This is a genomic window from Amycolatopsis sp. NPDC058340 (assembly GCF_042723975.1).
Classification (GTDB): Bacteria; Actinomycetota; Actinomycetes; order Mycobacteriales; family Pseudonocardiaceae; genus Amycolatopsis.
On sequence record NZ_JBHXIB010000006.1, the window covers coordinates 29,980 to 48,065 of the forward strand.

General features: G+C 69.4%; 15 protein-coding genes. 8 read left to right on the plus strand and 7 right to left on the minus strand.

Features of this window, described 5'->3' with window-relative positions; all coding sequences use genetic code 11:
* The first annotated feature begins 5 nt into the window (after nt 1–5).
* A complete protein-coding gene (locus ACFWIW_RS10020) occupies nt 6–1,307 on the plus strand; it encodes a serine/threonine-protein kinase (RefSeq protein ID WP_378368084.1) in 1,302 nt (433 codons plus the stop codon).
* 50 nt (nt 1,308–1,357) lie between these two features.
* Here ACFWIW_RS10020 and ACFWIW_RS10025 read toward each other — a convergent pair whose 3' ends face one another.
* From ACFWIW_RS10025 to ACFWIW_RS10035, 3 genes are all read right to left on the minus strand, one after another.
* A complete protein-coding gene (locus ACFWIW_RS10025) occupies nt 1,358–2,374 on the minus strand; it encodes a LacI family DNA-binding transcriptional regulator (RefSeq protein WP_378368085.1) in 1,017 nt (338 codons plus the stop codon).
* Nucleotides 2,375–3,019 carry a flavodoxin family protein gene (locus ACFWIW_RS10030; protein WP_378368086.1) on the minus strand — a complete coding sequence of 215 codons (645 nt, stop codon included), beginning with the start codon at nt 3,017–3,019 and terminating at the stop codon, nt 2,375–2,377.
* 77 nt (nt 3,020–3,096) lie between these two features.
* Nucleotides 3,097–3,801, minus strand: coding sequence for an alpha/beta fold hydrolase (locus ACFWIW_RS10035; RefSeq protein WP_378368087.1), 705 nt, complete (start codon nt 3,799–3,801; stop codon nt 3,097–3,099).
* 127 nt (nt 3,802–3,928) lie between these two features.
* Here ACFWIW_RS10035 and ACFWIW_RS10040 point away from each other — a divergent pair, with 127 nt between their 5' ends.
* From ACFWIW_RS10040 to ACFWIW_RS10055, 4 genes are all read left to right on the plus strand, one after another.
* The gene (locus ACFWIW_RS10040) at nt 3,929–4,489 is read left to right on the plus strand and encodes a TetR/AcrR family transcriptional regulator (RefSeq protein WP_378368088.1); all 561 of its coding nucleotides are present in this window, start codon (nt 3,929–3,931) and stop codon (nt 4,487–4,489) included.
* An 80-nt stretch (nt 4,490–4,569) separates the two neighbouring features.
* Complete coding sequence (locus tag ACFWIW_RS10045) at nt 4,570–6,153, plus strand: AMP-binding protein (protein ID WP_378368089.1); 1,584 nt, start codon at nt 4,570–4,572, stop codon at nt 6,151–6,153.
* Between the two features lie 92 nt (nt 6,154–6,245).
* Nucleotides 6,246–6,686, plus strand: a complete 441-nt coding sequence (locus ACFWIW_RS10050) for a hypothetical protein (protein WP_378368090.1) — start codon at nt 6,246–6,248, stop codon at nt 6,684–6,686.
* An 84-nt stretch (nt 6,687–6,770) separates the two neighbouring features.
* Nucleotides 6,771–7,526 (plus strand): tyrosine-protein phosphatase, encoded by a 756-nt coding sequence (locus ACFWIW_RS10055; protein WP_378368091.1) that lies wholly within the window; start codon nt 6,771–6,773, stop codon nt 7,524–7,526.
* A 129-nt stretch (nt 7,527–7,655) separates the two neighbouring features.
* Here the strand turns inward: ACFWIW_RS10055 and ACFWIW_RS10060 are convergent, their stop codons facing one another.
* The gene (locus ACFWIW_RS10060; RefSeq protein WP_378368092.1) at nt 7,656–8,933 is read right to left on the minus strand and encodes an MFS transporter; all 1,278 of its coding nucleotides are present in this window, start codon (nt 8,931–8,933) and stop codon (nt 7,656–7,658) included.
* Nucleotides 8,930–10,312, minus strand: a complete 1,383-nt coding sequence (locus ACFWIW_RS10065; protein WP_378368093.1) for a M20 family metallopeptidase — start codon at nt 10,310–10,312, stop codon at nt 8,930–8,932. Before ACFWIW_RS10065 ends, ACFWIW_RS10060 begins: the two co-directional genes overlap by 4 nt.
* Before the next feature lie 120 nt (nt 10,313–10,432).
* Here ACFWIW_RS10065 and ACFWIW_RS10070 point away from each other — a divergent pair, with 120 nt between their 5' ends.
* Nucleotides 10,433–11,356, plus strand: a complete 924-nt coding sequence (locus ACFWIW_RS10070; protein ID WP_378368094.1) for a LysR family transcriptional regulator — start codon at nt 10,433–10,435, stop codon at nt 11,354–11,356.
* On the opposite strand, the gene ACFWIW_RS10075 is transcribed toward ACFWIW_RS10070, so the two are convergent.
* Nucleotides 11,331–12,914 (minus strand): FAD-binding oxidoreductase, encoded by a 1,584-nt coding sequence (locus ACFWIW_RS10075; RefSeq protein ID WP_378368095.1) that lies wholly within the window; start codon nt 12,912–12,914, stop codon nt 11,331–11,333. The two genes, ACFWIW_RS10070 and ACFWIW_RS10075, sit on opposite strands and share 26 nt — an antisense overlap.
* A gap of 149 nt (nt 12,915–13,063) precedes the next feature.
* Between ACFWIW_RS10075 and ACFWIW_RS10080 the strand changes: the two genes are divergently transcribed.
* A complete protein-coding gene (locus ACFWIW_RS10080; RefSeq protein WP_378368096.1) occupies nt 13,064–13,585 on the plus strand; it encodes an HAD domain-containing protein in 522 nt (173 codons plus the stop codon).
* A gap of 278 nt (nt 13,586–13,863) precedes the next feature.
* Nucleotides 13,864–16,317 carry a LamG-like jellyroll fold domain-containing protein gene (locus ACFWIW_RS10085; RefSeq protein WP_378368335.1) on the plus strand — a complete coding sequence of 818 codons (2,454 nt, stop codon included), beginning with the start codon at nt 13,864–13,866 and terminating at the stop codon, nt 16,315–16,317.
* Nucleotides 16,318–16,339: 22 nt separating this feature from the next.
* On the opposite strand, the gene ACFWIW_RS10090 is transcribed toward ACFWIW_RS10085, so the two are convergent.
* Nucleotides 16,340–17,995: a DUF885 domain-containing protein gene (locus ACFWIW_RS10090; protein WP_378368097.1), complete on the minus strand. Its 1,656-nt coding sequence runs from the start codon at nt 17,993–17,995 to the stop codon at nt 16,340–16,342.
* Nucleotides 17,996–18,086 lie beyond the last annotated feature (91 nt).

An 18,086-nucleotide genomic window follows, 5' to 3' on the forward strand; every position in this document is an offset into this window, starting at 1 on the left:
CGTCCGTGAACCGGGATGCCGTCATTGCCGGACGTTACCGGCTGGAGCGCGAGGTCGGCCGGGGCTCGATGGGCGTGGTGTGGCGGGCGTGGGACGAACGGCTCGACCGCACGGTGGCGCTCAAGCAGATGCTGCCGGACACCTCGCCGGACGGCGCGCCGTTCCGGTCGATCGTGCGCGCGATGCGGGAGGCCAGGGTCGCCGCGCGGCTCAAGCATCCACACGCCGTCACCGTGTACGACGTCGTGGAGCAGGACGGAACCCCGTTCCTGGTCATGGAGTACCTGCCGTCGCGGCCGCTGACGGAACTCCTCGCGGACGACGGCCCGCTCCCTGCCGGCCGGGTGGCGGTACTCGGCGCGCAGATCGCCTCGGCGCTGGCCGCCGCGCACGAGGACGGGATCCTGCATCGCGACGTCACGCCCAACAACGTCCTCATCACCGGGGACGGTCAGGCGAAGATCGCCGACTTCGGCCTGTCCCACGCCACCGGCGAAGGGACCATGACCGGCGGTGGGCTCGTCGTCGGCACTCCCGCGTACCTCTCCCCCGAGGTCGCGGACGGCGAAGAGCCCGGCTATCCGTCGGACGTGTTCTCACTCGGCTCCACGCTCTACACCGTGGTGGAAGGCGCGCCGCCGTTCGGCACCGACGCCAACCAGATCGCGCTCCTCAAACGGGTCGCCCGCGGCGAGATCGTCACGCCGCGCACCACCGGCCCGCTCACGGACGTCCTGCTGCGCATGCTCCGGCGCGATCCCGCGGAGCGGCCGGACATGGCCGAGGCCGCAGGGATGCTCGTCGCCGTCGCCGACGGCCGTCCGGCGATCCTGGCAGGTACGAAACGGCTTCCCGCGCCCACCCGCCGATCGCGCCTGCCGATCGCCATCGCGGGCGGTGTCGTGGTGGCGGGTGGTGTCCTCGCGGGGATCCTGCTGTCCGGTGGCGACCCACCCGACCCGGTCGCCCCGGTGGCGGCGCCGACCCCGTCGGCCGCGAAACCGGTGTGCGAAGCGCGTTACGAGATCGCCAACCGCTGGCCCGGCGGCTCGGAGATCCGCGTGTCGGTGCGCAACGCCCAGGACACCCGGCTCACCGGCTGGGAGGTCAGCTGGACCCTGCCGCCCGGCACCCGCATCGCCAATCTGTGGAACGGTTCCCTTGTCCAGGACGGCGACCGCGTGCGAGTGTCCGAAGTGGACTGGAACGCGGTACTGCCCGCCGGCGGGACGACCACTTTCGGCTTCATCGCGACCACCGAGGACGACGGCGGGGACGCGCCGGTCGCGGTGTGCCGGAGCTCCTGACCGGAGGCTGAAGGGGACTTTCCCCGCATCTCACGCGGTGAAAGCGTCCTTCAGCAACGGCAAGTGGATGCCCGCGCGTTGAGCCGCACCGGAACCTCGATCCGGTGCGGCCCACCGCCCATACCCTCGACGAGGTCCATCAACGCCGTGGCCGCGCGGCCGCCCACCTCGCGGGGATGCACGAACATCCCGGTCACCTGTGGCGAAACGAGCCGAAGCGAACCGCTGTCGACGGCACTGCAGATCCCGAGCCCGCCCGGGACCGAGAGCCGTCGGCGACGGGCCTCGTGGAGGACGCCGAGGGCGAGGTTTTCCGACGTCGTGAAGACGGCGTCCGGGCAAACCGGCCGGTCGAGCAGGCTGCCCAGCGCCTCCGCCGTGCCTTCGGTGGTCGGCGGCTCGTCGATCTCCGCCACCACCGGCTCCAGCCCCCGCTCCTCCAGCCAGCCGGTGTATCCCGCGACCAGATCCGCCGCGTACGAGCGGCGGGTGTCCGTGGTGATCATCGCCGGGCGCTCGTAACCGTTGTCCGCCAAGTGATCCAGCATCAGCCGGGCGGCCGCGACCAGATCGTTGTCGACGACGACCGGCACCGGGCACGGCGCCGCCATCGGCCGCCCGACGGTCACCAAAGGCCGGTCACGGCACCAGCCGGTCGCGAAAAAGGGCTCGTCTCCGCGCGGATCCACCAGGATCGCGCCGTCGACGGCGAAGGCGTTCAGCCGGTCGAGGTCGGCGTCCGTCGGGGCCAGAAGCAAGGCGTACGACCGTTTCGACGCGGCCTCGGCCGCCCCGTTGAGCACTTCGAGGAAGTAGTCGGAATTGGGCACGAGCGCGCAGGCGCTGCTCGCGTCGACCGAGTTCGCGAGCTGGATCGCCAGCGTGCGGCTGCGCCGGGTGACCAGCTGCTGCGCGTGCACACTCGCCTGATAGCCGAGGTCGGCCGCCGCCCGCGCGACCCGCTCCCGGGTCTGCTCCGAGATCCGGCCCTGCCCGCTGAGCACGTGGGAGACGGTGGTGATCGAAACCCCGGCAGCGGCGGCGACGTCACGGATGGTCGGCGACACTCAGGCCTCCACGGGCGGTCCCCAGACGCGGTTCGGCCGGTCGGTGTCCAGCCGATAGTCGGTGACATGGGCGTCGCCCAGCCTACGGCCGAGGTCCTCCGCCGCCGTCAACGGCCGGGCGGGATCGCGTTCCACCTCGCCCCGGCTGTTGCCGACGCCGACCACGATCCCGGCGAGGTCCTGGCGCAGATACCGGGTGAGTTCCTGGAACTGGGCCTCGAGGCCGAGCGTCGCGCCGCGATAGCTCTCCTCGCACGAGATCAGCACCGCGGCGCGTTTGCCCATCAGCCCCGGCACGACCTCGGCGGTATGCGGCGAACTGCCGGAGGTGTAACAGAAAAGCCGGTCGAAGAAGGATTTGAGCCGCCCGGTCATGCCGTACCAGTGCAGCGGTGTCGCGTAGACGATCGCGTCCGCCGGGAGCACGTGCTCGAACAGCAGGCGCTCGTAACCGTCCCCGATGCCGCAGGATCCGTCTTTCAGCCGGCAGTCGCGGCAGTCCCCCAGCGGCGACTCGACGAAATCGGAGAGCCGGACGAAATCGACCGTATGCCCCGCTTCCTCCGCCCCCTTGGCCAGCGCCTGCGCGAGCGCCCAGGAATTGCCTTCACGACGCGGGCTCGAATCGAGCACCAAGACCTTCACGTGGTTCTCCCCGGAGAGGCTGCCAAAACGCTTTTGCAGTCTCTCCGGGGAGGGTTTCACCTGTCAAGCGACCGAGGTCAGGCGACCTTGGCGGCCGCCGCGAGGATGACCTCCGCGACGACGTCCGGCCGCGAGACCGAGACGGCGTGCGAAGCGTCGACCCTGGTGACCTCCGAACCGGCGCGTTCGGACATGAACGCCTGCGCGGCGGCGGGGATCGCGTGGTCCTGTTCGGCGATCAGCGCCCACGACGGCAGGTTCTTCCACGCCGGCTCACCGTCGAACGGGGTGCCGAGCGCGCGCTCGGTGACCGGACGCTGGGTGACCGCCATGACGTCGGCGATCTCCGTGGGGACGTCGGCGGCGAACACGTCCGAGAAGTTCTCGGGCTTGATCGACAGTTCCCCCTGGGCGGCCAGGACGTTCGTGGTGTCCGGGCCGAGTTTGCCGCCCTCGAACCGGCCGGACAGCTCGAACACGCTCTCCCCCGCCTCCGGCTGGAAGGCGGCGATGTAGACGAGCGCCTTGACGTTCGGCGCGGTGGTGGCCGCGCGGCTGATCACCACACCGCCGTAGGAGTGCCCGGCCAGCACCACGGGGCCGTCCACTCCGTTGACGACATCGGCGACATAGGCCGCGTCGGACTCGATGTCACGCAACGGGTTCGCCGCCGCCAGAACGCGATAGCCCTGCTCGCGCAGCTTCGGGACCACGCCGTTCCAGCTGGACGAGTCGGCGAAAGCACCGTGGACCAGGACGATGGTGGGCTTCTGGTTGCTCATGGCTGGCTCCTTCAGAGTCAGGGAGAATGATCGGTCTTTCTCCCTCAACCATGCTGATCCGGGGCGGCTTCCGCAACGTGACGAAGCCGACCTGGTGGAATGACCGTTCTTTCTCTAGAGTTGAGAGATGCCGACTGTCGACCGGGAAGTACATCCGAAGATCCGGCTGCTCGAGACGGCGTCGCGACTCTTCTACGCCGAGGGCATTCATGCCGTCGGCGTGGAGCGCCTGGTCTCCGAAGCGGCCGTGACCAGGGCGACGTTCTACCGCCACTACCCCACCAAGGACGACCTCGTCGCCGCCTACCTGAGCACCACGAGCGAACGGATTCGTGAGGGTGTCGGCGCGGCCACGCAAGGGAAGCCCGCCCGCGAAGCACTGCTCGCCGCGCTGGGCATCATCGGCGACCGGACACTCGACGACGACTTCCGCGGTTGCCAGTTCCTCAACGCCGCCGCCGAATACCCCGATCCCGCGCACCAGGTGCGGCAGGTCATCGACGACCACCGGAACTGGTTCTTCGGCGTGCTTCGCGACCTGTCACGCGACGCGGGCCATCCCGACCCCGACCACGCCGCCCGCACCCTCGTCCTCCTCCGCGACGGCGCGCTTCACGGCGGGAACCTCGACGCCCCCGAAACCGTGCGGGCCACCCTGGCGCGGGCCGTGGCCGACGTCGTGGACTGAGCTTCATCGCGTCTTCTCGACGGTCGTAACAAGTGCTACCTTCGCGGGAGGGGGCACGGCCGGACCGAGGAGCGGCGACGATGAGGCTTTCTCCCAGCGCGCATGTCGACCCGTTCTGCCGGGACCGGCTGCCTCCAGCCGATCAGTGGCCGGAGTTCGTCTTCGCCCTGCCGGAACTCCGGTATCCCGACCGGCTGAACGCCGCGACCGCGCTGCTCGACGACACCGTCACCCGGCTCGGCCCGGACCGGCCTTGCCTGCTCTCCCCCACCGAAACGTGGTCCTACGGCGAAGTCCTGGCCCGCGCCAACCGCGTCGCCCACGTCCTGGTCGCCGAATTCGGCGTGGTTCCCGGAGATCGCGTGCTGCTGCGGGGCACCAACACACCGTGGCTCGCGACGGTGTGGCTGGCCGTGCTCAAGGCGGGAGCGGTGGCCGTCACGACCATGCCGATGCTGCGGCGGACCGAACTCGACAAGATCGCCGTCCGCGCGAAGCCCGCGCTCGCCGTCTGCGACGAGCGTCTGCTGGACGAACTCCCGCCCGATCTGCCCGCCGTGTCCTACGGAACGGAACTCGCCGCCCGCGCGGAACGGCATCCGGCGACGTTCGCCGACGTCCCGACCGCGGCCGACGACGTCGCCCTGCTGGCGTTCACCTCGGGCACGACGGGTTCCCCGAAAGCGACGATGCATTTCCATCGCGACCTGCTCGCGATCGCCGACACGTTCTCCCGGCACGTCGTGCGCCCGACGTCCGGCGATCTCTTTTGCGGCACACCACCGCTGGCCTTCACCTTCGGCCTCGGCGGCCTGCTGGTCTTCCCCTTGCGCGCGGGAGCGGCGACGCTGCTCGTCGAACGCGCCACCCCGGCGGAACTCGCCGCGATCGCCGCCGAGAAGGGTGTCACCGTCCTCTTCACCGCCCCGACCGCGTACCGCGCGATCCTCAACGCCGGCCAAGGAAAGCTGCTGGCCGGAGTGCGCCGGGCCGTCTCCGCGGGCGAGTCGCTCCCCGCCCCGGTGGCCGAGCAGTACCGGGAGATCGTCGGACGGCCGCTCATCGACGGACTCGGCAGCACCGAAATGCTGCACGTGTTCATCTCCGCCGCCGACGACGACGCACGTCCCGGCGCGACCGGCAAGGTCGTCCCCGGCTACGAGGCGGCCGTTCTCGACATCGACGGTTCGCCGGTGCCGGACGGCACGCCCGGGTTCCTGGCGGTACGCGGCCCCACCGGCTGCCGCTACCTCGAAGACCCGCGCCAGCGCGACTACGTCCGCGACGGCTGGAACTTCACCGGCGACACCTACGTGCGCGACGCCGACGGCTACTTCCGGTTCGTCGCACGCAGCGACGACATGATCATCTCGTCGGGCTACAACATCGCCGCCCCGGAGGTCGAAGAGGTCCTGCTGACACATCCGGACGTGGACGAATGCGCCGTGATCGGCACACCCGACCCGGATCGCGGTTCCGTCGTCACGGCGTTCGTCGTCCCCCGGCCCGGCGCCGAACCCGGCACGGATCTCGTGAAAGCGCTGCAGGACCACGCGAAGGCGACGGCGGCGCCGTACAAGTACCCGCGGCGTGTGCGGTTCATCGACGCTTTGCCGCGCAATGCGAGCGGGAAGCTGCAGCGTTATCTGCTGCGGGAATTGTGATCCTGCTTCTGCTTTCATGGCATGAAAGCAGAATAAAAGCGCTCCCGGGATCCTAGGTGCTTCGCTGTCGGACAGAGCACGAGGGGATTGTCATGAAAGGTCGTTCGAGGGTCGTCGCATGTCTTGTGTCGGTGTTCATGGCGCTCGGGCTGACGTTCGCCGGCGCGGGATCCGCGGCGGCGGACCAGTCGAAATCCATCTCCGGGAAGTCGCCGGACGGCGGCGCGAGCTTCAGCGGGACGCTGACCTGGACCGGCCGGGGCAGCTTCAAGGCCGACGTCACGTTGAAGGACGCGAAGTGCGACGGGAACCCCGTCTACTTCTACTTCATCATCAACAAGGGGTGGACGAGCGAGTGGCAGGGCAAACGGCGCGACAACAACGAGGGCTGCAACAAGACCATTACCTGGAAGGGCATCGCGGGATCTGACACCAACGGTATCTACGGTCCCACGCTGCGGGTGTGCACGGACATCCGGCCGGGGCTGGACTCCTGCAAGGATTACGGCTACGACAACCCGTACTTCCCGTAACCGGCCTCACCCGCCGATCGGCTCGGGCTTCCGGGCCGATCGGCGGGCCTTGGAGAATGCTCGACCATGCGCACAAGCAGAGCTGTGAACTGGGAAGGCTTTCACAACACCAGAGATCTCGGCGGCTTGCCGACCAGATCGGGCCATACAACTCGCTACGGCGCCTTCTTCAGGGCGGCCGACCTTCGTTTCGTCACCGACGAGGGCTGGACCCAGGCGTGGCAATCCGGTGTCCGAACCATCGTCGACCTGCGCAATGCCGACGAAATCCGGCCCGCGACGGCAAAGTCCCCGACAGCGATGGCCGGCTCGGCGCACTTCACCGCCACCACCGCAGGGGCGACCACACCGGCCGGCATCGACCGCATCGAGGTACCCCTCGACGAAATCGAGGACGTAGAGTTCTGGCGGCACATCAACACTGAGCAGCTCAACGGCAGTCCGCTCTACTACCGTCCCTTCCTCGAACGGAAAGCCGGCCGATGTGCCGCCGTCATCACCGCGCTCGCCCACTGCGGGCCGGGCGGTGTCCTGTTCCACTGTGGCGCAGGACGAGACCGCACCGGCCTGGTCACTCTTCTGCTGTTGGCGCTGGCCGACGTCCGACCGGAGGCCATCGCAAAGGACTACGACATGTCCACCGAGGCCCTGAAGTCCCTGTTCGCCGCGATGGGCACCGAGGACCAAGGACCGATCATCCAGTCCGTCCTCGCCGACCGCGGCACCACGACCCAAGCCGCCGTCCTGAGCACCCTCGATGGCCTCGACGTCGAGCAATATCTTCTCGCTGCCGGCGTCAGCGACACCGACCTCGACAGCATTCGCGGCAGACTGCTGTAATCACGCACCGTCCAAGCCCGGTCGGTGTTGAAGTCAAAATCCCGGCAATGCCTCAGCATGCCCGGACGAAGCCAGACCTGGCCAACCGTGTCGTTCTGCGGAACGACGAGGGTACGAATGCGCCCGCCTTCATCGGATCCCGCGCCGCCGATTCGCCGCGACCAGCGCGACAATACTGAGCGACGCGGTCGCCAAAAGGTAGTAGCCGGGCGAAACCGGCGATCCGGTGGCCGCGATCATCGCGGTCGCGATGGTCGGCGTGAATCCGCCGAAGACCCCGACGGTGGCGTTGTAGGCGAACGAAAGCCCGGTCGCCCTGGTGTGTGCCGGGAAGACGTCGGCCATCACCGAGGGAAGCGCGCCGAAGTAGGTGGCCTTCAACAGTCCCAGGATCGTCATCGTCACCGTGAGTGTGAGGAACGACGGCGAGGTGGTGACCCACAGGTACAGCGGCACCACGCCCGCCCCGATCACCGCCGCGGCCCCGATCATGATCCTGATCCGACCGTGCCGGTCGGTGAGCAGTCCGACGATCGGTGTCACGACGGTCAGGATGGCCGCGGTGATCATCAGCGCGACGAACGACAGTGAGTCGTCCAGGCCGAGGTTCTTGATCGCGAACGTCGGCAGCGACTGCAGGATGAAGTTCAGCGAGGTCGAGACGACCAGCGCTCCCCCGGCGATCAGCAGACCGCCCCAGTGGAAACGGAACAGCGTCCGGACCGGCGTGGACTTCGGCTGATTCTCTTTGGCGGCTTCGGGTTCGTCGACGTGACGCCGGATGTAATAGCCGACCGGGCCGACGAGCAGCCCGAACACGAACGGGATCCGCCAGCCCCACGACGTCATCGCGTCCGCGCTGAGCGAAGCCGTCAGCCCGGCGGCGAACCCCGCCGACATCAGTGTCGCGAAACCCTGGCTGGCGAACTGGAAGCTGCCGAGGAAACCCTTGCGTCGGTCGTCCTGTTCGATCAGGAACGACGTGGCCGCCCCGAATTCCCCGCCCGCGGCGAATCCCTGGATCAGCCGAGCCACGATCACGCCGACCGGCGCGAGGAAACCGATCGTCGCGTAACCCGGCATCACCGCGAGCAGGAACGTCCCGATGACCATCAGCCAGATGGTCAGCACCAGCGCCTTCTTGCGGCCGAACCGGTCGGCGTAGGCCCCGAGCACGAGCCCGCCGAGCGGGCGCACGAGGAACGTGATACCGAACACGGCGTACGCCTGAACGAGTTCCACGGCGGCGTTCCCGCTGGGGAAGAAGGTCTTGCCGATGTAGGCCGCCATCAGCGCGTACACGCCGAGGTCGAACCATTCGAGCGCGTTGCCGATGGTCGCCGCGGCGATCGCGCGCCGCGTCGACGACGGCGTCCGGGGCTTGGCCACTGTCTGGTCGGTCGTCATGCCTCCTCCCCGCGCCGTCCGAGCGTGTGGAACAGCGCCGTGGCGAGGACGAGCCCTTCCCGGGCGATCGGCGCGAGCAAATGTTCGTCGGGCGCGTGCTGCAGGCACCCGGGATAGGAATGCGGCAGCCACAGGGTCGGAAGGCCGAGCAGGTCGGTGAACACATGGTTCGGCAGTCCCCCGCCGAAGCTCGGCAGGATCGCCGCCCGCCGCTCGGAAACCTCGTCGAGCGCACTCTTCGCCCAGCCGACCCACGGGTCGTCGACCGGGGTGCGGCTGGCCCGGAAGCTGCCCTCGGCGGTGACATCGACCATCGAAAACCCGTTCGCGGCAAGGTGTTTCGTGATCGCCTCGCCCACGCCGTCGACGTCGGTCCCGGCGACGTAGCGCAGCTGCAGCATCGCGCGGGCGCGGCCGGGGATGGCGTTGACCGGGCGGTCGATGTCGGCCGCGCCGAGCGAAAGGACTTCGAGCGTGTTCCAGCCGTACAGCCGCTCGGCCGCGGTCAGGCCGGTGTCTCCCCAGCCGGCGTCCAGCGCCGGATCGCCCGGCTTGTTCCCGATCTCGAGGTCCGCGAGCGCCGCACGGACACTGTCCGGGAGTTCGGGCGGCAGGAGTTCCGGCACCTGGACGCGGCCGTGCCCGTCGACGAGACAGGCGATCGCCCCGGCGAGGGTGGTGGCGGGATTGCGCAGGACCCCGCCCCAGTTCCCCGAGTGGTAGGCGTCGGGCCGGAGATCGACGTCCAGGGCGATCCGGACGCTTCCCCGCGCGCCGAGGAACAGCGTCGGCGTGGCCGCGTCCAAGCGCGGACCGTCGGACGCGATGAGGACGTCGGCGCTGAGTGCCTCCCGGTTCGCCTCGACGAACTCGTCGAGGCCGGGCGAGCCGATCTCCTCCCCTGTCTCGAAAAGGAACTTCAGATTGAAGCCGAGCGAACCCGTTTCGGCGAGGAGCAGCCTGAGCGCGGTCAGGTTGATCAGGTGCTGTCCCTTGTTGTCCGCCGAACCGCGGCCGTACCAGCGCTCGCCGTCGGCGGTCAGTGTCCACGGATCCCGGCCTTCGCTCCACCGGCCCTCGTGCCCGTCGACGACGTCGGCGTGGCCGTAGCAAAGCAAGGTGGGCAGCCGCGGGGACTCCACCCGGGTGCCGATCAGGAACGGCCCGCCATCCGGGTCGGGGTTCGGGTACGTCTCGACGGAACAGCCGAGCGCGGTCAGCGCCGGGGTCAGGACCTCGTCCAGGTATGCCTTGATGGCAACGCGACCACTCGGATGATCACTCACCGTCGGATATCGGACGAGTTCGGCGAGCTCGGCGAAGAACGCGCCGGAGTCGACGTGCTCGTGGGCCTTCGTGACCAGTTCCGCTGGGATCACCGTGTTCTCTCCCGATTCGCTCGTCGAGTGTCGCAGAGGAGCGTAAGTCGGTTTGCGTACCGTGACCATTGCCGTTTACCGTGCTCCGCGTTCTCATTTGGGCAAACCTGCGGAGTTCTGATGCGGCTGCTGCCGATCGCGTTGACGTACTTCCTCGAAGTCGCCCGCACCGGCTCGGTGTCCGAGGCGGCGACGGAACTGACGGTGGCGCCCTCGGCGATCAGCCGTCAGATCGCCAAACTCGAAGCGGGTATCGGGGTGCCGTTGTTCGTCCGGCATCCGCGGGGCATGGTGCCGACCGAGGCCGGGACCCGGCTGCTCGACCACGTCCGCCGCAGCGAGGCGGAATCGGCCGTTCTCGTCGACGAACTCCGCACCGGCCGCGGGCTGCACGCCCGGTCCCTGACGGTCGCCTGTTCCGAAGGATTCGCCCGCCGCGTGGTCCCGCAGGCCATCGCCGCCTTCCGGCGCGATCACGACGTCACGTTCCACATCGACGTCGTGACCAGGGAGGAGGCGACACGCCGGGTCCTCGAAGGCGCGGCCGACGTCGCCGTCACGTTCGCGACCGGGCCTCAGCACGGGGTGCGCGTCGAGAGCGCCGTCGTGGTCCCGGTGTACGCGATCGTCCCGCTCGATCATCCGCTGACCAGTCGTGACGCCGTCGGGCTCGCCGAGCTCTGCGCGCATCCGCTCGCGCTGCCGTCGCCGGGGCAGAGCCTGCGCGACCTGTTCGACATCGCCGCCCGGATCGAGAACCTCACGGCGCATCCGGTGCTGGAGTGCAACGAACTGAGCCCGAAGTACGAGTTCGTCCGCTGTGGCGGCGGGATCGCCCTGGTCGGCGGGCTGGGTGACATCGAGCGGGACGCGGCCACCGAAGGGGTCGCGTACGTGCTGCTCGACAACGCCGTGTTCCGCAAACGCGAAGCCCAGGTGCAGACCATGGCCGGGCGGACGTTGTCCTTGGCGGCCATGCGGTTCACCGCGCTGCTGACGTCGTTCGTCCGGCCACCGGTCAGCCGATCAGCACCCCCGGATTGAGGATCCCCGCCGGGTCGAGCGCGGCCTTGGCGGCGGTGATCGCGGCGGCGAACGGGCCGGGACGCTGCCGGTCGTACCAGGGCCGGTGATCGCGGCCGACGGCGTGGTGATGGGTGATCGTGCCGCCGTGGCCCGCGATGGCCTCGGAGACGGCGGCCTTGATCTCGTCCCATTGGGCGACCGTGCTGCCCCAGCGCCCGGCGGCGTAGATCCCGTAGTAGGGCGCGGGGCCGTCGGGGTACACGTGGCTGAACCGGCAGGTGACGACACCCGCGCCACCGCATACCTCGTCGATCGCGGCGCGGGCCGCCGAGGTGATCGCGTCGTGGAACTCCGGGAAACCGTCCCACGTGCACGCGGTCTCGAAGGTCTCCACGATCAGCGAGCGGCGGGCCAGCGCGTCGCGTTGATAGGGCATCCGCAAGAACGACGATCGCCAGGCCGATGCGCTGTCCTGACCTGCGGAATCCTTGCCGCGCCTGGCTTTCACGACACCGCCGTGGCCGGCGGTCAGTTCGAGCGCGCGGTCGAGCCAGGTGTCGACCGGGTGATCGGCGGATTCGAACGCGACCAGCAGGAGACCGCCGCCCACACTCGCACCCGCGTTGATGAACGCCTCCGCCGGGTCGAGCAGACGGCAGTTCGACGGATACAGCCCGGACTGCGCGATCGCCCGGGTGGCGGCGACGGCGTCTTCCTGCCGTTCGAAGGCGACGGAGGCGGTCACCTGCCAGACCGGCCGGTCCTGCAGGCGCATCCAGGCTTCGGTGATCACGCCGAGCGTCCCCTCGGAGCCGAGGAACATCCGGTCCGGCGAAGGGCCGGCGCCCGATCCCGGCAGGCGCCGCGATTCGCTGATCCCGGCAGGTGTGACGACGCGCAGCGACTCGGTGAGATCGTCGATATGCGTGGCGAGGGTGGCGAAATGCCCGCCCGCGCGCGTGGCGAGCCAGCCACCGAGCGTCGAATGGGCGAACGACTGCGGGAAATGCCGCAGGGTCAGCCCCAGCGGCCGGAGCCGGTCTTCCAGCGCCGGCCCGAAGATCCCGGCCTGGATCCGGGCCGCGCGGCTGACCGTGTCCACTTCGAGCACCTCGCCGAGACCGGCCAGATCCATCGAAACCGCGGGGCCGTCGAACCGCGGCTCGACCCCGCCGACCACGGAACTGCCGCCACCGTAAGGAATCAGCGGGATCCCGGAGGCCGTGCACCAGTCCAGGAGGTCGGCGACGTCCTGTTCCGTACGCGGGCGGGCGACCAGATCCGGGACGTGGTCGAGCTGTCCGAGCAGGTTGCGGACGACGTCGCGGAACGCCTTGCCGCGAGCGTGGGACAGCCGGTCGACCGGTGCGTCACCGCACAACGCGGCGAGTGCCGCGGGCGGCCTGATCCTCGGCGCCGGGAGGTCGAGATCCGCGGGATCCGGCGGCGCGTGATCGGTGAAGTCGTGGCCGGGCAGCACACCCGAGGTGCGGGCGACCAGCGCGCCGGACTCCTCCTTGGACAGTTCGCCGTCGGTGGTGCCCCAGCCCCACCACGAACGCACCTCGGCCGGCACCGTCGCCTCCGTTCGATCTGACTCTCCAGTAAGTTACTTGTGAGTCAATTCTCGTGTCAACGCATGAACCTCTCCCGGCCTCCGGCACCTGCAGCGGCTTCGCGCGCCTGCCTCCGCGCAGGCGCCGCGAAGACGGATAGCGTCGCTCCATGACATCCGGTCCCGAGCGGCTCCCCCTGATCTACCTCGACGTCGACGGCCCGCTCATCCCGTTCGGCTTGGAGCCGTCGCACTACCCGTCGTTCGACCCTTTGCCGCGAGACGACGAGAACCCGCTTCTCGGCAGGCTCGACCCTTCGCACGGACCGCGGCTGCGGGCCCTCCCCGGCGAACTCGTCTGGGCCACGACCTGGTTGCACGACGCCAACGACTCCCTCTCCCCCAGACTCGGCCTGCCCCGCCTGCCCGTCGTGGACTGGCCGGAGCCCTCCGACGACGACGAATTCGACGCCCGCATCGGCCTGCATTGGAAGACCCGCCCGCTGCTGGACCACGCCCGGGATCGCCCGTTCGCCTGGATCGACGACGAGATTTCCGGCCTGGATCGCGAATGGGTGTCCGGCCACCACGCCGGACCGGCCCTGCTGCACCGCGTCGATCCCCAGCGAGGCCTGACCGGCGACGACTACCGCGAACTCGACGAGTGGCTGCGGGAATCCCGCCGCTCCTGACACACCGGACAGCTCTCCCACCCAGGACCGATTCGAGGCCTTCGACGCTTTACAACGTTGTATCAACGATGTAAAAACATCCTGACGGCCAGCCGTGGCCCGGCTCACACCGGTTCCCACCGGCCACGGGGTCGTGGTTTCACGCCTGCACAAGTCCAGCGGGAGGCGCACCTCCGCCGAGGCGGCCGCCCCCGGAGAAGGGTGTCGAGCAGATGTTGCCAACGTTGTCACAACGTCCCCGGAGGCCGAGACGCTTCCGGAAACCCCTGACCGCCGCGGTGGTCGCCCTGACCGCCCTGGCGTTGACGCCGGGGGCCGCGACGGCCGCGGAGAGCGGCTGGAAGATGGGCAAGCCACGCCTGACCACCCCGTGGACGAACCAGGTTTCGCCCGCCAACGCGTTGCCCGAGTACCCGCGGCCGCAGCTGGTGCGCGAGAACTGGCAGAACCTCAACGGGGTCTGGGAGTTCGCCGGCGCCGCGCCCGGCGAGGCCCCGCCCTTCGGCGAGAAGCTCGCCGAGAAGATCCTGGTCCCCTACCCCACCGAATCCGCGCTGTCCGGGATCCAGCGGCACGAGGACTTCATGTGGTACCGGCGCACGTTCACCGTGCCCCGGAACTGGAACGTCGGCAAGGACAACACCCTCCGGATCAACTTCGGCGCGGTCGACTACAAGGCGAAGGTCTACGTCAACGGCAAGGAGGTCGCCGCGCACCAGGGCGGCTACGGCGCGTTCTCCGCGGACGTCACCTCGGCCCTGAAACCCAAGGGAGAGCAGGAGATCATCGTCGGCGTCGAGGATCGCACCGACGCCACCTGGCAGCCCGTCGGCAAACAGCGCCGGGTCCCCGACCGCGGGATCTTCTACGAAGGCGCCTCGGGCATCTGGCAGACGGTGTGGATGGAGCCGGTCGCGGCGAAGCACATCGGCACGCTCGGCATGGTCCCCGACCTCAAGTCCTCCACGCTCAAGCTCACCGTCGACACCGGCGGGAACTCCGGGCTGACCGTCGAGGCCGTGGTCCGCGACGGCCGGAAGGTGGTCAGCCGCAGCACGGCGGCCGCGGCCGGGACGATCTCGCTGCCGGTGCCCAAGGCGAAACTCTGGTCGCCGGATTCGCCGTTCCTCTACGATCTCGACGTCGAACTGAAGGACGGCCGCCGCACCGTCGACAAGGTGTCGTCCTACTTCGGCATGCGCGAATTCGGCACCACGAAGGGCGCCGACGGCAAACTCCGGTTCACCCTCAACGGCAAGATCCTCTTCCTGCAGTCCACTTTGGACCAGGGTTACTGGCCGGACGGCATCTACACCGCGCCGACCGACCAGGCGCTGCGTTTCGACCTCGAACAGCACAAGGTCCTCGGGTTCAACACGGTCCGCAAGCACATCAAGACCGAACCCGACCGCTGGTATCACCACGCCGACAAGCTCGGCCTGCTCGTCTGGCAGGACATGCCGTCGATGCGCACCGGCGGCCGTCCGCCCGTCGACGCGCAGCGGCAGTTCAAGGCCGAGCTGAAGGAACTGGTGGAGCAGAAGAAGAACTGGACCTCGATCGTCGGCTATGTGCCGTTCAACGAGGGCTGGGCGGAGTGGTCGCGCGAGGAGACCGGGCAGGTCGCCGAGAGCGTCAAGGCCCAGGACCCGACCCGGCTGGTCAACGCGCACAGCGGGGTCAACTGCTGCGATTCGCTCGGTGACTCGGGCAAGGGTGACGTCCTCGACTGGCACTCCTACCCCGGCCCCGCGAAGCCGATGCCCGACGCCAAGCGGATCTCGATCGACGGCGAGCACGGCGGCTACGGTCTCGAAGTCGAGGACCACATGTGGTTCGGCGAAGGCCACGCCTACGAGATGGTGAAGGACCAGGCGACCCTGAACAGCCGCTACGTCCAGAACCAGCGCGACGTGCTCGCGGCCGCGCAGAGCTGCGGGATCAGCGGCTCGATCTACACGCAGATCACCGACGTCGAGCACGAGGTCAACGGCTTCTTCACCTACGACAGGCAAGTGAAGAAGATGGACTTCGCCCAGGTGCGCGCGGTCAACCAGGCGATCATCCGCAACGCCGACGGCAGCGGCTCGGGCGCACCCGATCCCGGCCCCGGCACCCCGGGAATCGACGGTGTGCACGCCTACAAGTTCGACGAGGGCACCGGATCCAGCGCCAAGGACTCGGTCGGCACCGCGCACGCCACGCTGACCAACACGCAGTGGGCAGGCGGGGTCCAGGCCGGCGCGCTGGCCTTCGCAGGCAACGGGCAGGCCGATACCGGGACGAACCTCGTGAACACGGCCGGCAGCTACTCGGTTTCGGCGTGGGCCAAGCTGGATGAGGCGAGCGGTGCGTTCCAGACCGTCGTCAGCCAGGACACCGGCCGCGACAGCGCGTTCTTCCTGCAGTACTCCGGGCAGGATCAGCGGTGGGCGATGAGCTTCGTCGGCCTGCGCGCCCTGTCGCCGGAGAAGCCGGAAGTCGGCCGCTGGTACCACCTGACCGGCGTCCGCGACGCGAAGGCGGGCACGTTGTCGCTGTACGTCGACGGCGCGAAGGTCGCCTCGCAGAACGCCTGTTCGGCCGCCCCGAGCACCGGGCACACGGTCATCGGCCGCGGCCAGTACGGCGGCCAGCAGGTCGACTTCCTGCGCGGCGCGGTGGACGACGTCCGGCTCTACGACCGGCCGCTGTCCGACGCCGAGGTCGCGACGCTCGCGAAGCGCGGCTGAGCCCGGGCACGCGGCGCCGGGGTCACTCCCGGCGCCGCGTGCCCGTCACCCACTCCCGCACGATGTCGCCGAGCACGGGCAACGGCACCTGCCCGTTCCTCAGCACCACGTCGTGGAAGTCGCGGATGTCGAACGCCTCTCCGAGCTGTTCCTCGGCGAAGGCGCGCAACCGCTCGATCTCCAGCCTGCCCGTCATGTACGACAGCGCCTGACCGGGCCATTCGATGTAGCGGTCGGTCTCCGACTGCACCTCGACATCGCTGAGCACGCAATGTTCGGCGAGGTAGTCCACGCATCGCTGCCGGCTCCAGCCCAGCGCGTGCAGACCGGTGTCGACGACGAGCCGCGCGGCGCGCAAGGAATCCTCGGCGACCATGCCGAGCCGCATCACGTCGTCGGAGTACAGCCCCATCTCGTCGGCGAGCCGTTCGGTGTAGAGCGCCCAGCCCTCGTCGAACGCCGACAGCGGGACGAGTTTTCGCAGCCGCGGCACGTCGTCGAGTTCGAAGGACACGCAGGCCTGGAAATGGTGCCCTGGAACGGCTTCGTGGAAGGCGACGGACTCGGCGATGAACCGGAACCGCTCGGTCACCCGGTAGGTGTTGGTGGAGTAGACGCCGGGACGGCTGCCGTCCGCCGACGGCGGCATGTAGTACGCCTGCGCGGCCGACGGCCCGTCGGCTTCCGGCACGGCACGCACCACGCATTCGGCCGACGGTATCCGCCGGAACCAGCCGGGCGCGGCCGCCGCGGCCCGCGCGACCGCTTCCGACGCGGTCGTGACCATCTCGTCCGCGTCCCGCCAGCGCAGCGACGGGTCGGTACGCAGCCGTCGCCGGACCTCGACGGGATCGTCCTCGCCGAACACGGCCGCGCCGAGGCGCCGGTACTCCTCGTCCAGCGCCCGGCCGAGTTCGAGGCCGGTCTCGTGCAGTTCCTCCGGCGAGATCCCGGTAGTGGTGTGCGTTCTGACCAGGCCGGCGTAACTCTCCTTGCCGCCGTCCAGCCAGCAGAGGCCCGGCCGGTCGTCGGGGCGGCCACGTCCGGCGATCTCCCGGGCGAGCACCTCGCGATAGGCGATGAGCGACGGCCGCACCTGCTCGGTGAACAGCCGCTCCCGTCGCGCGACACGGTCGCCGGTCAGCGGCGGGACGAGCAGCGGATCGGGTTCGGCGGCCAGAAGCCGGTCGAGGTGGGCGATGGCGTTGCGCACCGCGCGTTCCACCGGGGCCCGGCCCGCCGCGACCCCGGCCCGGTGGCGGTCGGCCAGCGCCGCGAAGAACGCCGGGAACGCCGCCAGCCTGGCCAGATAGTCCTCCTCCGCCTGTTCCCCCGACGGCTCCAGCTGCGGAAGCCAGGACAACGCCCCGATGCCCTCGGACACCATCGGATCGGCGAGGACGAATTCGGTCAGCCGCGAGTCCAGCCTGGTCAGGAGCGATTCCGCGTGATGGGTGACGACGCCGAGGGTGATCCGGTCCGGATCGGTGGACCGGGCCGCGTACCCGGCGATCCGGACGGCCCGCTCCCGCAGCCGTTCGTCGCCAGCCTCCGACACGTCCCGCAGTTCGTGGTCGTGTCCGGGGATGTTGTCGAACGTAGCCATCAAGGGCACCTCGGCCGCGAGGACGTCGAGGAGTTCGTCGGCCAGCTCCGCCGCGGTGGGCTCATCGCTCATGACCGATGACTACCAGACCGGACCTCCCGCCCGCTGGCAGTTATTAGCACTGGCAAAGCTCCGTCGTTCGCGTCCGAGGCGTACGCCACAA

Excerpts from the sequence above, each read along its gene's own strand:
- ACFWIW_RS10035 (WP_378368087.1), bottom strand. The coding sequence starts at position 3,801 with ATGAGCAACCAGAAGCCCACCATCGTCCTGGTCCACGGTGCTTTCGCC.
- ACFWIW_RS10040 (WP_378368088.1), top strand. The coding sequence starts at position 3,929 with ATGCCGACTGTCGACCGGGAAGTACATCCGAAGATCCGGCTGCTCGAG.
- ACFWIW_RS10045 (WP_378368089.1), top strand. The coding sequence starts at position 4,570 with ATGAGGCTTTCTCCCAGCGCGCATGTCGACCCGTTCTGCCGGGACCGG.
- ACFWIW_RS10050 (WP_378368090.1), top strand. The coding sequence starts at position 6,246 with ATGAAAGGTCGTTCGAGGGTCGTCGCATGTCTTGTGTCGGTGTTCATG.
- ACFWIW_RS10060 (WP_378368092.1), bottom strand. The coding sequence starts at position 8,933 with ATGACGACCGACCAGACAGTGGCCAAGCCCCGGACGCCGTCGTCGACG.
- ACFWIW_RS10070 (WP_378368094.1), top strand. The coding sequence starts at position 10,433 with ATGCGGCTGCTGCCGATCGCGTTGACGTACTTCCTCGAAGTCGCCCGC.
- ACFWIW_RS10080 (WP_378368096.1), top strand. The coding sequence starts at position 13,064 with ATGACATCCGGTCCCGAGCGGCTCCCCCTGATCTACCTCGACGTCGAC.
- ACFWIW_RS10090 (WP_378368097.1), bottom strand. The coding sequence starts at position 17,995 with ATGAGCGATGAGCCCACCGCGGCGGAGCTGGCCGACGAACTCCTCGAC.